The organism is Tannerella sp. (assembly GCF_030528505.1).
Classification (GTDB): Bacteria; Bacteroidota; Bacteroidia; order Bacteroidales; family Tannerellaceae; genus Tannerella.
Map to the genome: position 1 here is coordinate 12,906 of NZ_JAUMYS010000043.1, position 14,130 is coordinate 27,035.

A 14,130-nucleotide genomic window follows, 5' to 3' on the forward strand; every position below is an offset into this window, starting at 1 on the left:
TTGGTTTATAAAAAAATACTGTTATTGTTTTACTTTGCAAAAAAATATGCGGATAAGAAGACGATTTCTTTCCGCATATTCACTGCTTATTCCGTTCTCATGGCTGTAAGCCTTCCTGATCTCCGTCGTCTCCCTCTTTTTTCAAGGTGCGGTTGCTTTGCCGCGCCTCTTTGATGAGCTCGTTCAGATCGTGATAAAGGTCACTCCATCCCGACACATTCTCCATGGCCGAAACGAGTGAGAACAGATCACGCAAAGACCGTTCCAGATTGCGGCGGATGCCTGATGCCGATGCTTGCTGCCGCAAGGCCGAATTCGCATCCGTCTGCTCGGCGCTGATTTTCTCGAACGCCATCTGTGCGTTTTTCAATGCCGTGTACTCGTCCAATAGTCCGAGCATGCTCAGATGAGCCGTGCTTTCGGGCCTATCCATTCGTTTGAGCAGCGTCTGCATAACGATATTCTGATCGGCATACGAGAGATTGTTAATATCGCCCGACTCCTCAAAAATCGTCAGCAAAGCCCGCGCAGCCTGTCCGCGTGCCGTGTCGGAAAACACCGCCAATCCCTGGAGCATCCGGCGGAAAGCACGATAAAGCCGGTCGCGCACTAAATCTGCTTGTGCCACCGGATCGCCCAACCCGCTGTAGATGTTCTTGACCAGCACTTGCTGATAATGGTCATTGCTCGTTTTCAATACTTCCAGCAGCGGATTATCTTTGAGCAGCGTGGCAGCGTAGACCGACGACGCGGCGATAACCCGATTGCTCAGATTGCCCAATACTTTGGTCGATAGTCTACCGTAATTGATACGTAACATTGTTTCAATGGATTAAGTTAATAAATAAACATCGTGTATGACATCCGTTCCGATCGGAATGGATGCGTCCGTAGAGTTCGCGGAAACTTCCGTCGGCAGCCGGAAGTTTGGGCGAGAGTTGCGGAAACCTTCGACGAGAATCGGATATTCCGGCGACGTACGCGGAAACCGTTCGACCAGAATCGAACATTCCGGCGACCTTTGCGGCGACTTTCGACGGAAATCGGACGTCTCCGAAACCTTCGCGAAGCCTTTCGACGGGAATCGGATGTCCTAACGATCTTCGCGAAGCCTTTCGACGAGAATCGAAGCCATTCGGCGGAATTCCGGTATCACTTGAAGGTTTCATTATCATCGTTTCTTTTAAAAGTAAGATACTTGAACAATTGCCTGTAAAGGCGGTGTTCTGTACGAGCTTATTTTTTGTTATCCCAATACGTCGTGCATCTCTTCGAGGAAAGTTTTGTAGTCGTTGAGGCAGTGCCGAATGACTTCGTAGGCTTCCTCGCACCCGTAGGTGTGCGTAATTTCGACCCTTCTTTTCTCGCCCGGCATATCTTTATATGTCAGGAAGTAGTGTTTGAGCCGTTCGGTAACGACGCTGGGCAGCTCGCTGATGTCGTTGTAATTGCTGTAGGTGGCGTCGTTTTTGAGTACGGCGATGATTTTATCGTCGGCTTCCGATCCGTCCAGCATCCTGAGTCCGCCGATGGGACGTGCCGAGGCGATGATATCGCCGTGTGCAATGTCTTTTTCGGTCAGGATGCAGATGTCGAGCGGGTCACGGTCGCCGGAGATATTTTCGCGTTTAATCTGTTCCATACAGTGTTGAGCAAACGACTCACCGCAATAGCTCTGCGGGATGAATCCGTAGAGCGCAGGCACCACGCTCGAATAGCGCTGCGGACGGTCGATGCACAGAAAGCCATTCACTTTGTCCAGCTCATATTTGACGGTATCGGTCGGTACCATTTCAATAAATGCCGTGACAATTTGCGGCGCTTCTTTTCCCACTTCGATGCCGTGCCACGGGTGTGACCGATAGCGCAGCCCCATCAGACGTGTGATGGTATCGTTCAGTTTATTATACATAGCATTTCAAAGTTTGTTAACGCAAAGGTAACGTTTTTTTTATCCCTGCATGTTTTTTTTTGTTTTTTTTGTCGCGGAGACGGCCGGTCTTTTTAACGGCATCCGTCTCCCTCACATGCAATGAATCACTGCCGACTTGAGCGATCCGATATGTCGCTACAATCAGGCCTGCTTTTGTTTATCTTCCGGAACATGTTATTTTACGACTATTTTTTTGGATATACTTTTTCCTTCTGATCGGACAGTTACAATATATATACCGACAGGCATTGCTGGTAGCGCAAGGGTGGTAATATAAGGTGCCGCGGTTTGCCGGAAAACTTCCGTTCCCTGCATGGAGTATATAGCTACCGAACGGCTTGCTCCTTCGTCCCCGATATGCAGCGTACGTCCTTCCGGCGATACGAATACTTGCGTGTCGTTCCTGATCCGTTCGTTGCCGACTGTTTCCCAGATAAAGACCTTGTCGTATTTCGTTGATTGATAAATCAATTTATCGTCCTGATAGAAGGCTAACAGTTCCTGGCCGGGAGAACCGGGCAAATACACGTATAGGCTGAGAAGCCCGTTCGTACTGCCGATTCCTTCCATCCATACGTTTTCAAATGATCGATGATATGAACCTGATGAAGTGATAAGAGTTGATTCGAGGGTGAATCGCCGATGATCCTTATGGTTGATTTTAACCGTATCCACTTTTTTTACGATGTGGCGGGTGGAGTCGTCATTCCAATCCATTGTATTAGGAGTTTCCGGCAAATAGAACATTCTTCCCATCGTGTAAAAAGTATCTTTTTCGGCTACATCGAAACGGTACAGCAGTCCGTCCCGATTCCCCCATGCCGGACGGTACCATACTTTTTTTTGTCCGATATCTTCGTACAGGTATCCTCGTTTACGCCATTTTTTTGCATCTTTGTCGAACGTATGATAAAGTATCCGGTATTTCCGTCCGTCGATCAGGGTATCGCCTTCCAGCTTGTATATGTATGTCCACTTCCCTTCTTCGTGCCTTTCCTCCAGATTGTTCCACCGGTTTGTTTCATTCAGCAGGGGGAAATAGAAATCCTCTATCTCCATCGGATCTTCGGGGATGCGGGGAGTTCCCAATTTCTCGACCAGCGGTACGATGTTTTTAAAACGTGCTTTAATCATTCGGTCGAATGGCATGGAATATTTGTTTTTTTGCTGGTTGTAAAAGTGTAACTCATCGCTTTCCAGATAGACACTGTCACATTCAATTTGATAGACATCCCTCAGCCAGTCTGTTACGGCATCGGGGAAGGCTTGATCGAAGGCTGTCGGATGATAGCGATTCATGGCCGCGGCAAAGTCCGGATGTTTGTCTGATTTCAGGATGAAGACGAAACCCCAAGCCATTGGAAACGTAGTACCAACCGGAACATCCTGCTTATTGGGTATATACATATAGTATTTCGCTTTGTGGGCATCTGCCGATATTCCATTCAGCATCAAGGTAGCCCATATAATCCATAAAACATTCCATTTCTTTTTCATTGTTTTTCAATTTAGATTGTGTTTATACTGTGTATCTTCTTCGTTTCTTGATTTCTTTTCCGAATAGAATTGTGTCCGGTCTACTGTCCGGCATATTCGCGCATGAAATCCTGTGCTTTTTCCACCATTTCTTTCGATCCGATAAACAGAGGCGAACGTTGATGAAGCATGGACGGCTCGATATCGAGTATGCGACGATAGCCATCGCTGGCTATCCCACCGGCTTGCTCGGCTAGAAAAGCCATTGGGTTACCCTCGTAAAGCAGACGTAATTTTCCGTTGGGATAATGGGTGGCTTGAGGATAGATGTATATCCCTCCTTTTAACATGTTGCGGTGAAAATCGGATACCAACGAGCCAATATACCGTGAAGTATATGGACGATTCGTCGCCTTGTCTTCTTCCTGACAATATTTGATGTATTTTTTCACTCCGACAGGGAATTTCAGATATTGCCCTTCGTTGACGGAATAGTATCTGCCTGTCGGCGGAATGCGGATGTTCTCATGAGAGAGGCAGAACACGCCCAGAGAAGGATCGTAGGTAAAGCCGTTGACTCCGTTGCCGGTCGTATAAACCAGCATGGTCGAAGAACCGTATACCACATATCCTGCGGCCACTTGCCGGTTTCCGGGTTGCATAAAATCTTCGAGAGTAACGGGCGTTCCTTCGGGAGAAATCCGGCGATAAATGGAGAAAATAGTTCCTACAGCCACGTTTACATCGATATTCGATGACCCGTCAAGCGGATCGGAAAGGATTACATATCTGGCATTGCGTCCTCGTTCAGTGTCGAAGGCAATAAAAGTCTCTTCTTCTTCCGACGCAAAGCCGGCTACTTCTTCACGCGCCATCAAGGCACGTCTCATCGTGTCATTGGCAAAGGCGTCCAGTTTCATTTGCACTTCTCCCTGCACATTCTCATTGCCCGTATTTCCCAGAATATCATTTGTCAGACCTGCGCGATTAATGTCACGATGAATAATCTTCGCTACCAGCCGGATGGAAGATAATATTCCCGTCAATGCTCCTTTGGCATGCGGATATTCCGCCTGCCTCTCAACAATAAATTCTCCCAATGTTTTCATATCATATTATATTTTTAGATTACAACAGCGAATGATAAGTTATTCACGTTACAAACGTATGCAAAATAACTTCATGCAATGAAGCTCATTAGTAAAGATTAAGATTTATTACCAGATGGGACGAAATTCATGTTCTTAAAAAAGGCTTTCAGATTTATTTCTGATATGAGAGTGGAAAGAAAACGTCGTTGAGGCTTCGGCATGGGACTCAATGTTTGTCCCAGTCATATATTTCAATGTATCTGCTTGCCGAGAACGTGGAGAAAATCGGTCTTTTACGGAGTTAACTCCAGCACTTGCCAGAAGACGGCGGGTAGCCAGATATTCAGGATATCAACTGCCTTACGGAACAATGGCGCAATTTCTTCGGCGGTGAATCCTGCGATGCCGCATCCGATAGATGTCACAAGAAAAATCTGTTTCGGGTGTGCTTCGGCAAAAGCAATAAATTCATCGACATACGGTTGAATAGTCTCTACGCCTCCTTGCATGGTCGGGATGGCGTAACATTGACCTTGCAATCCGACGCCTTGTCTCCAGATGGCGCCGAACTTCTCCGAAGCGATACGTGCCGCACCACCGGCGTGCATACCTTGCAGGTTGCTGCCAAACACAAAGATTTGGTTCTCTTCCAGCGAATGAATCCACTCGGGGGTTGTTCTTTCTTTTCTGTCTTTCTTCATCGGTTTATTTTTGGGTGGGGCAATCTGCGTAATGATACCGAGGGATACGGGTGAGCGTGAGCAGGTGTTATTCCCGCAATGATCGCCGTTTCGCCCGGCAGACCGATGAGCGAAAAAGCCGGTTCGAGGAAGACCGAAATGTGTGCCAGTATACCCGAATATTGGAGCAGTCGCACAAGCAGAGATACGGGCAGAATGATTTTCAGCAGCCAGAAGCTCGTTCGGCACGCTTTGGGCACGGCCGATCTGATGCACCTCCCTATTCTTTGCCCGACTGTTTCCATACGTTATTTCATAAATACCCGGCTCATCTCGCGTTTATCGTCGCGCTCCTTGATGGATTGGCGCTTGTCGTATTCCTTTTTTCCCTTGGCAATGGCGATGACCACCTTGGCCAATCCCCGGTCGTTGATAAAGAGCCGGGTGGGGATGATTGTGAAGCCGTTATCTTTTGCGGCCGCTTGAATCTTGCGAATCTCTTTCTTGTTCAACAGCAGTTTGCGATCGCGACGTGCCACGTGGTTATTGTATGTGCCGTAGAAGTATTCCGTGATATTCATGTTCTTGACCCATACTTCGCCTCGTTCGACGTAGCAATACGTATCGACCAGACTCGCTTTTCCCAGACGGAGGGATTTGATCTCCGTACCGGTCAGTACGATGCCGGCCGTAAATGTTTCGAGCAGTTCGTAATCGAATGTCGCCCGTTTGTTTTTGATCAGTATGTTGTTACTTAACTTTTCCTTGGCCATGGTATGTCATATTTAAAACCGGAGTCCGGGCATAAGCAAAAATAGCAATCGGTCGATGAGAAAGGGGGTTCCAATAATGATGACCGAAGCCAGTATCGTAAATTTTACCTGGTCCTCTTCTCTTACTTTCATATACGGGCGTGCTCCCATCCACACGATATAGGAAGTGTAGAGGATGAACATCCACAGAAAGATAAACTCCGGCAAGAGTGCCAGAATAATAAGGAGGACAAACATCAGCGAAGACGAATAACCGACAAACCGCTGGATCAGTTTCATGTCGCGCGGCTGTTTGAAGACCGAGCGCCACAGTTCGTTCAGCAGATAAGCGCCGAGGAAGAAGCCTCCCATCGAAGCAACCAGTATTTTAATCGAAGATTTCAGGGCGATCTGGAAATCGAACTCTTTGCGTGTGAACAAGACGCCGGCAAAGGCCGAAAGCGCGATCAGTCCGAACAAAGGATACACAAAGCGTGAGAGAAAAGTCTCAGTACTTTCCTCTTTTCGGCTTAACGCCTCCCATGCTTCCGAAGGTTTGAAGATAACGGCGATCAGCCGATTGAATATTTCTTTAAACATATGGTCTCTTTTCCGATTGAATGGGCAAAGGTAAAAAAAAAGGACTATTCTCTTCGCGTTCGTCCCGATAAAAATACAAAAAGCGGTGTGTCATAACGAGCGAACTGCTTCGTTGCTTGCGGAATGTGAGCTCGGTCACATACCTTAGTATGCTCCCTCGCCCTCATCCTTAGCGCCTTGCATTTCACCCTTTCTTACACACCTAAAGAGGGTGTGCCCAAACATTGCGTTCTGACACACCCTCCTTCTTCAAAGTTACAAAAACAATATTGATCAGCTTTTTTGTTTATCCAGAATCAATTTTACTTCAAACGGCCCTACTTTTTCACCTTTCGCCCATTTCAACTTACCGTCTTTGACAGACGACGCATAGTTGAATCGAAGATAGAAGCGTGTGTTTCCTTTGCTCTGTTCGTCACGGGCAGCCGTTTCCAGATAATCTTTAATCTGGTAAGCATTGGCTACCATCATATCGGTTTCCGATTTGGTGCCCGGCGTCTTGACTTTGGCACGCACAAAAACGTCGTAAATTCGCTCACCGCCTTCTTCCTTTACCATGTTCTCTGCATTATATGTCAGAAACCAGTAGTTTTTTTGATCCGTAGGTTGCTTAAGAGCATGCCCAACAAAAAGATATCCTTTTACATAACCGAGTATCTGATGGCTGGGATTTATAAGTGCCACTTCTTTTTCCAGCATCTTGGCAGTGTCCGGCGCTCCGGTATCTGTAAATTTCATGATCGTGTATTGGTCCAACTCGGCCTTTTCTCTGACTATCACGGTATAGTAGCCGTTTGTTTTAACGACGTTCGACGCGTTTTCCGGCGCATCATAATTCAGATCGAAGCTCGCAATGATACATGCTCCTTCTTTCACGTTGTTAAAAGATGGCGAATAAAACGGCCCGATAGGCGTAGAGTTATCCAACACATGTTTCATCGTTTTTGTATCGAGTCGCACAACGCCTACGGTTGTACCCGACTGACTGTTACTTCCTCCATCCAGACAGGATGTTAACATTGTCGTTGCTGCCAAAGCCGCAGCAAACCAATTAAATCGTTTCATCTTTCTTTTTGCTTTTTATGTGATTAATAAATATCGTATTCTTCCTTTGATACTTGATGCCTCCCTTTTCATAATCCCAACCGAACCCCGGCTTGCAAAGATACGTAAAAAGGTTTTTCCGAACGAATCGTCTCAATCGAACTGCGGTTATCAAAGTAATAATTCGCATTGCCTTCGACATAGGCGCTCAGATAGCGAAATAACGGATAACTTGCTCCCGTACGGGCATTGACTGACCATTGCCATTCCTTCATCCGTACCGAGGCATGTTGTGTATGAACCATCTCATTTCCGTAATAATAATCGGTATCGATACTGCCGGCCACGTTCCATTCGACCATAGCCCCCGCACCCGCATAAAAGCGGACGCGTTGCCACTCGGCAATCTTGTAATCTACCCCCAGCGGCACCCCGACAAAGTGTAGGCGCTGTTTTGCTTTTCCCTGCCGGATGGCTTCCGTGCGCCAGGTCGATGTCATATACGTGTACGTCACACCGCTTTGCAGCGCCCAGCGGTCGGAGAGCCGGTAGCTGACACCCAGTCCGAACGAGATCGGACGCTTATGTGAGACATCAAGTTTGTTTATATGTTCGTTATTCGGAAGAGATTTTCGTTCCGAATAAGCGGACAGTTCACTATTCATTAAATTATTCGCGAAAAAATTTGCTCCGTTGGAAGCGGAATGACTGCTCGTCGATAAGCTTCCGCCTCCCATCCCGAGGCCCCAACGGCGTTTTGTGCCTGTAGAGCGTGATGGTCGGGGAGAAGCATCTGCAAGCAATGGCTGCTTATCGTGGTTTGGTAGGCTTTCGGACACACGTTCCTGTGCGGGCGTGTCTTCCGGTCGGCGATCGGGCACGACATCCGTTCGGCCTTCCTGCACGTGTTTCTCTGCCGGTGTTGTTTCGAGGGCTTTTTCATTTTCTTCAGGTGTGGGGTAGAGGCTCTCGGGGTTTTCTTTTGACGCAGGATCGGTTGTTTGTGCGGTCAGGTCTTTGGCCTTACGCACGGGCAATGGCCGGTGGGCGGCCGTCGACACCGGATTTTCATCCGTCCTCTCTGTCGAGGCCAGCCCATCGGCCTTGTTTGCTTGTGGCTTTACTGGAGATGCGGGTATGTCGCGAACGTTACTCTCCTGCACCTCCGCGATCACCGTGTCTTGCTCTCCCTGAACCCACAGCCGGTAGCCACCGCCAAGTAGCAGCAGCGATACGACAGCGGCGGCAGTCCAGTAAGCCCACCGTCGGGTTCTCATCCTGATCACCTTCGCTTTATCTGGCAGGCGTTCGGAAATGGCTTCCCAGTCGCCTGGATCCGGTATTGCTTCGAAGTGCTCCAGTTTCGCCCGGATCGCTTCTTCCCATTTATCCCGTTTTTCCATATACTTGTTTCTTCTCTTTTTTCTATTTTATTCTGTTCTGTAACCAACGCCGTGCCCGCATATATTGCGAGCGCGACGTACTCTCTTCAATGTGTAGCATCCCGGCTATTTCTCTATGCGAATATCCTTCGATCGCAAAAAGGTTGAATACCGCACGCAGACTGTTCGGGAGGCTTTGGATCAAGTGCATCAGGTCGTCGGCCGAGAGCTTCGAAACAGCCGTTTCCTCGTTCGTCGAATAGTCTGCAATGCTTTCGATGTCGACCGTGTTGTGGTGGACGTTCGTTCTGCGCAGATGTTCCAGCGATTCGTTGACGAATATCCGGCGTATCCATGCCCCCAAAGGGCCTTCTCCCTTATATCCCCCGAAAGACGAGAAGACTTTTACAAAGCCGTCCTGCAATACATCGCGTGCAGTCTCCCTGTCGCCGATGTAGCGCAGACAGACACCCAGCATTCGGGGGGAATATAATTCATACAACTCTCTCTGAGCCGTCCGATCTCCATTTCTACAACCTGTGATCAGTTGTTCTTCGTTCATCATTCTGTTCTTGGTACAACGTTTGCAACCGTTATCCATCCTCCATGATGCAATTCCCGGTAGAAACGTTGCACGGCCGTCCTCTTTTTTTTGCAAAAATAATATAAATCGTGAAAGTCGACTAACTTGATGGAGCGATTATCGTTGATTCTTTGTCGGGTAACTTGTTGTGAAATATTGTATTGTTGTACTTTCGGGGGCGGATGGTGAATCGTTCGCAGGTTCACATTTGGGGGATGGAAATATCAGGTAAGTAAAATCCGCATTCTAAAAAAATGACTACTTTTGTCGCAATAAAATGATCATTAACTTCAAACAGTTATGTACGGAAAATTTCAATCTTTCCTGCAACAGGAATTGGCTGATATTGAGTCAGCGGGATTATACAAAAAGGAACGTATCATCAAGACGCCCCAGAAAGCGGATATTCGGGTGAATGAAGGAGAAGAAGTGCTGAACTTCTGTGCCAACAATTATCTCGGCCTCTCAGACCATCCGCGTCTTATCGAGGCGGCTAAAAAGGCGATGGATCATCGCGGGTATGGCATGTCGTCGGTTCGTTTTATCTGCGGTACGCAGGATTTGCACAAACAACTCGAAGCCGAGGTGTCGGAGTATTTCAAAACGGAAGATACGATTCTTTACAGTTCGTGTTTCGATGCGAACGGCGGGCTTTTCGAGCCGTTGCTCGGTGAAAACGATGCGATTATTTCGGATGCGCTGAACCATGCCTCAATTATTGACGGTGTGCGTCTTTGCAAAGCCAAACGTTATCGTTATGCCAATGCCGACATGGACGACCTGGAGCGTTGTCTGAAAGAAGCACAGGCACAGCGGTTCCGCATCATCGCTACCGACGGGGTCTTCTCGATGGACGGCAACGTAGCACCGATGGATAAGATCTGCGATCTGGCAGAGAAATATGACGCGCTGGTGATGGTCGACGAGTCTCACTCGGCAGGAGTGGTCGGGCCGACGGGGCGCGGAGTAGCCGAACAGTTCGGAGCGTATGGCCGGATCGATATCTTCACCGGTACGCTCGGCAAGGCTTTCGGCGGCGCCATGGGCGGTTTTACGACCGGCCGGAAAGAAATCATAGATATGCTGCGTCAGCGTTCGCGTCCGTATCTGTTCTCCAATTCGCTGGCGCCGGCTATCGTCGGGGCAAGCATCGAGATGTTTAAAATGCTCAAAGAAAGTGACGCGCTGCATACGAAGTTGGCCGAAAACGTAGCTTACTTCCGCGACAACATGCTGCAAGCGGGCTTCGATATCAAACCGACGCAATCGGCGATCTGTGCCGTGATGCTTTACGATGCGAAGTTGTCGCAGGTATTTGCACAACGTATGCAGGAGGAAGGCATTTATGTGACGGGATTTTATTATCCGGTCGTGCCGAAAGAGCAGGCACGCATCCGTGTTCAGTTATCGGCCGGTCACGAGAAAGAACATCTCGACAAGGCGATCGCTGCATTTATCAAAGTCGGCAAAGCGCTGAACGTAATTAAATAATGAGCATCCGATCGGAGAAAGAAAACGATAAATCATCCTTATGATCGACAGTAACTTCCACAGTCACTGTACCTTTTGCGACGGACGCAGTCATCCGGAAAATTTTGTGAAGTTTGCCGTTGCGCGCGGGTTTCGCGCGTACGGCATTTCTTCGCACAGCCCTCTACCGTTCGAGACGAGCTGGAACATGACGAAAGACGATATGCCCGCGTATCTGGCCGAAATCGACCGGCTGAAAAAGAAATATGAAGGTAAAATCGAACTGTATGTCGGTCTGGAGATTGATTATCTGGACGAAACGTATCATGCGGCGATTCCCTTTTTTCAGGAACTTCCGCTCGACTATCGGATCGGGTCGCTCCATTATCTTCCTTGGCAAAAGCCTTTGGCCGAAGCCAATATGGTATGCATCGACGGGCCATACGAAGCTTTCAGGGCAAGTGTCGACAGGCATTATGGCGGGGACATCAACCGGCTGACGGACGACTTCTTCGAGACCTCGATGCGGATGGTCGAAACGGGTGGATTCGATGTGGTCGGGCATATCGATAAGGTCTATATGAACGGCTGTCGTTACCCCGGATTCGACCGAAATACCGATCGTTATCGGAAACCTTTCCTTGCGCTTCTCGATCTGATTGCCGAGAAAGGGCTTATTGTCGAAGTAAACAGTAAGAACGCGCAACGCAAGGGACAAACGTATCCGCACGCCGGTACATACCGCGCATTGAAAGAGCGGAATATCCCCGTGATGGTCAACTCCGACTGTCATTTTCCCGATCTGGTCAACGACGGCCGTCACGAGACTATTGAATTGCTGCGTGCCGTGGGCTTCCGAACACTGCGCGAGCTGGTAAAAGGAGCATGGATGGATGTGCCGATAGATTGACCGTATTGATGAACCGTAACTGTTTTATATGGTATTTAAACCAATCCGTATTGAGGATAAAGAACTTATAACGTCTTTTACGTATCCTTCAGTGTTTCAGAATTGCGACTTTGCCTTTTCGAACATGTGCAGTTGGAGATTCCTGTACGACAGCGAATATGCCGTCTTCGAAGGGTATTTGTTAATTCGTTTTTATATCGAAGAGAAAGATCCGAAACGGATGGCCTATATGTTTCCCGTCGGGCAGGGTGACTTGAGAAGAGCTGTGGAAGCGCTTGAAAAAGATTCGCACGAGATGATGGGAGAGGGGCATCCGCTGCTTATCCTCGGGGTGACTGCCGAAGCCCGGAAAAAGTTAGAAGACGTATGTCCGAACGAATTCGCATACGTTGCCGAGCGAGACTATTTCGACTATATTTATCTGCGTGAAGAACTGCAAACGCTGAAAGGCAAGAAATGGCAGGCTAAACGTAATCATATCAACAAATTCAAGAAGCAGTATGAATATACGTATATCCCCATCACACCCGAAATCGTTCCGCAATGTATGGCGCTGGAACGGAAGTGGGTACGGGCAAACGTAAATGGGGAAAATACGGACGAACTGTCGAACGAGCATCGTTCCATGACGTTTGCCATGCACCATTTCAAAGAGCTGGGGCTATTCGGAGGCGCGATCGTTGTCGAGGGTGAAATTGCAGCGTTTACGTACGGCTCGCCGATTAATTATCAGACGTTCGGGGTGCATGTCGAAAAGGCAGATACGAACTACGAGGGCATTTTCAGCCTCATCAATCAGGAGTTTGTGTCGCATATTCCCGAACAATACGTTTACGTAAACCGCGAGGAAGATTTGGGCATTCCGGGACTGCGCCAGTCGAAACTGTCGTACAATCCGGTGATCCTGCTCGAAAAGAACGGGGCAATCAAAAGGCGATGAATGAAATTGCGGGACGGCGGCAGCTTGAAACCCTCTGGCAAACGGTTTTTCAGGATTCGGACGAATATGTGCGGATGTTTTTCGATCGGGTTTATCGGCCGGAAAATACATTCGTGATCGAACGGGAGGGCAGGGGAGTCGTCGCCATGTTGCAGGCTGTTCCGTATGAGGTGAAGATCGAGTCGGCCGTCTTGCCTTGTGCGTATGTGTGCGGGGTGTGTACGCATCCTTCGGAGCGAGGCAAAGGATATATGAAAGCCCTGATGCAGGACGCGATGCAGGCGATGCGGAAGCGAGGATTTGCCCTTTCGGTGCTTATCCCCGCCGAGCCTTGGCTGTTTGAGGTTTACAGATGTTACGGATATACGGTGCCGATTAACGTGGGGGTAGAGTACTATGTGGCCGACGGGATGGAGCAGACGGATACCTGTCGAATCGTTCCTTGTCCCGAAAAGACGTATGCTTCGTATTTCGACCTTGCTCAGCGCCGCCGCCGATATGCCGTTCTTCACGATGCCGCCGATTTCGAAACGATTCGTCGCGACTGCCTTGCCGATGGCGGCCATGTCTGGGTGGCTCTCGATGAGGAGCGCCCTGTTGGCATGGCGTTCGAAGCTCCCGAATCTTCTACGGATGTTTTGATCAAAGAGATTTTGTACGACGATCCGGCCGTCAAGGATGCGTTGATCAGGTATATTTTGATTCGTCATCGGGCACAGACGGCTTTTGTTCGCGTACCGTATTCGGCCGGCCGGCCGGCACAGCCTTACGGACTTGCCTGCCCCCTTGACGAAACGGTCAAACCCTCCGACTTGCAGCGTGTTTTTATGTCGCTGATGTTGGATTGATATGGGGTGTTTCGCTCAAAAAGAAGATTGTCGGTATAAAGAAATCTGATAACAACGATCTTATTTTCTGATTAGGGAGGAGGCTTAAGTCGTCTTATTATCAGTTATATTACTCATAATTTATCTCCTTTTGGGGTGGGTGTTGGATATAACGTGCTATCCGCAGCATTGGATTTACGGGTGATTTTCTGTCGGTATGACAAAAAACGGGTAAGAAGCGGACCCGTCCGTACCTCCGAATGTCTCCATTATAGCTTGTGTTACCACTGGTTATTTGCTTTTAATCCACTTATTCATATCATTCTTCCATTCGGTGTAATTGGGATAAATATCTATACATTTAAACTCTCTCATATTACTATAATCTACGTGAGTTCGGGATAATGTTTATTAGAATAATACCATCTGTTTAGTTTGTTGT

At 48.3% G+C, this 14,130-nt stretch carries 16 protein-coding genes; 5 read left to right on the top strand and 11 right to left on the bottom strand.

The window, feature by feature from the left end; all coding sequences use genetic code 11:
• Positions 1–97 precede the first annotated feature (97 nt).
• Positions 98–820: a DUF6261 family protein gene (locus Q4A89_RS07985; RefSeq protein WP_303184764.1), complete on the bottom strand. Its 723-nt coding sequence runs from the start codon at positions 818–820 to the stop codon at positions 98–100.
• 37 nt (positions 821–857) lie between these two features.
• On the opposite strand from Q4A89_RS07985, the gene Q4A89_RS07990 reads away from it, so the two are divergent.
• Entirely contained in the window at positions 858–1,097 is a 240-nt protein-coding gene (locus Q4A89_RS07990; RefSeq protein WP_124790489.1) for a hypothetical protein, read from the top strand.
• Positions 1,098–1,246: 149 nt separating this feature from the next.
• Here Q4A89_RS07990 and Q4A89_RS07995 read toward each other — a convergent pair whose 3' ends face one another.
• From Q4A89_RS07995 to Q4A89_RS08040, 10 genes are all read right to left on the bottom strand, one after another.
• Complete coding sequence (locus Q4A89_RS07995) at positions 1,247–1,912, bottom strand: inorganic pyrophosphatase (RefSeq protein ID WP_124750548.1); 666 nt, start codon at positions 1,910–1,912, stop codon at positions 1,247–1,249.
• Positions 1,913–2,107: 195 nt separating this feature from the next.
• Positions 2,108–3,430, bottom strand: a complete 1,323-nt coding sequence (locus Q4A89_RS08000; RefSeq protein ID WP_303184766.1) for a T9SS type A sorting domain-containing protein — start codon at positions 3,428–3,430, stop codon at positions 2,108–2,110.
• 80 nt (positions 3,431–3,510) lie between these two features.
• Positions 3,511–4,518 carry a class 1 fructose-bisphosphatase gene (gene fbp, locus Q4A89_RS08005; protein ID WP_303184767.1) on the bottom strand — a complete coding sequence of 336 codons (1,008 nt, stop codon included), beginning with the start codon at positions 4,516–4,518 and terminating at the stop codon, positions 3,511–3,513.
• Positions 4,519–4,793: 275 nt separating this feature from the next.
• Positions 4,794–5,201 (bottom strand): hypothetical protein, encoded by a 408-nt coding sequence (locus tag Q4A89_RS08010; RefSeq protein ID WP_303184768.1) that lies wholly within the window; start codon positions 5,199–5,201, stop codon positions 4,794–4,796.
• Positions 5,198–5,485, bottom strand: a complete 288-nt coding sequence (locus tag Q4A89_RS08015) for a nucleoside recognition domain-containing protein (protein ID WP_303184770.1) — start codon at positions 5,483–5,485, stop codon at positions 5,198–5,200. The genes Q4A89_RS08010 and Q4A89_RS08015 overlap by 4 nt, the downstream gene beginning before the upstream one ends.
• A 3-nt stretch (positions 5,486–5,488) precedes the next feature.
• Positions 5,489–5,953: an SsrA-binding protein SmpB gene (gene smpB / locus Q4A89_RS08020; protein ID WP_303184771.1), complete on the bottom strand. Its 465-nt coding sequence runs from the start codon at positions 5,951–5,953 to the stop codon at positions 5,489–5,491.
• A 12-nt stretch (positions 5,954–5,965) separates the two neighbouring features.
• On the bottom strand, positions 5,966–6,532 hold the full coding sequence (locus Q4A89_RS08025) for a YIP1 family protein (RefSeq protein ID WP_303184772.1): 567 nt from the start codon (positions 6,530–6,532) through the stop codon (positions 5,966–5,968).
• 273 nt (positions 6,533–6,805) lie between these two features.
• Positions 6,806–7,597, bottom strand: a complete 792-nt coding sequence (locus tag Q4A89_RS08030; RefSeq protein WP_303184774.1) for a hypothetical protein — start codon at positions 7,595–7,597, stop codon at positions 6,806–6,808.
• Positions 7,598–7,665: 68 nt separating this feature from the next.
• Positions 7,666–8,979, bottom strand: coding sequence for a porin family protein (locus tag Q4A89_RS08035; protein WP_303184775.1), 1,314 nt, complete (start codon positions 8,977–8,979; stop codon positions 7,666–7,668).
• Between the two features lie 22 nt (positions 8,980–9,001).
• Positions 9,002–9,520 carry an RNA polymerase sigma factor gene (locus Q4A89_RS08040; protein WP_303184782.1) on the bottom strand — a complete coding sequence of 173 codons (519 nt, stop codon included), beginning with the start codon at positions 9,518–9,520 and terminating at the stop codon, positions 9,002–9,004.
• Between the two features lie 321 nt (positions 9,521–9,841).
• Between Q4A89_RS08040 and kbl the strand changes: the two genes are divergently transcribed.
• The 4 genes from kbl to Q4A89_RS08060 are packed head-to-tail and all read left to right on the top strand — an operon-like array spanning position 9,842 to position 13,709.
• Positions 9,842–11,032: a glycine C-acetyltransferase gene (kbl, locus tag Q4A89_RS08045; RefSeq protein ID WP_303184777.1), complete on the top strand. Its 1,191-nt coding sequence runs from the start codon at positions 9,842–9,844 to the stop codon at positions 11,030–11,032.
• A 40-nt stretch (positions 11,033–11,072) separates the two neighbouring features.
• Positions 11,073–11,921, top strand: coding sequence for a histidinol-phosphatase (locus tag Q4A89_RS08050; RefSeq protein ID WP_303184778.1), 849 nt, complete (start codon positions 11,073–11,075; stop codon positions 11,919–11,921).
• A gap of 28 nt (positions 11,922–11,949) precedes the next feature.
• Complete coding sequence (locus Q4A89_RS08055; protein ID WP_303184779.1) at positions 11,950–12,861, top strand: DUF2156 domain-containing protein; 912 nt, start codon at positions 11,950–11,952, stop codon at positions 12,859–12,861.
• Positions 12,858–13,709, top strand: coding sequence for a GNAT family N-acetyltransferase (locus Q4A89_RS08060; protein WP_303184780.1), 852 nt, complete (start codon positions 12,858–12,860; stop codon positions 13,707–13,709). Before Q4A89_RS08055 ends, Q4A89_RS08060 begins: the two co-directional genes overlap by 4 nt.
• The last annotated feature ends 421 nt before the right edge of the window (positions 13,710–14,130 follow it).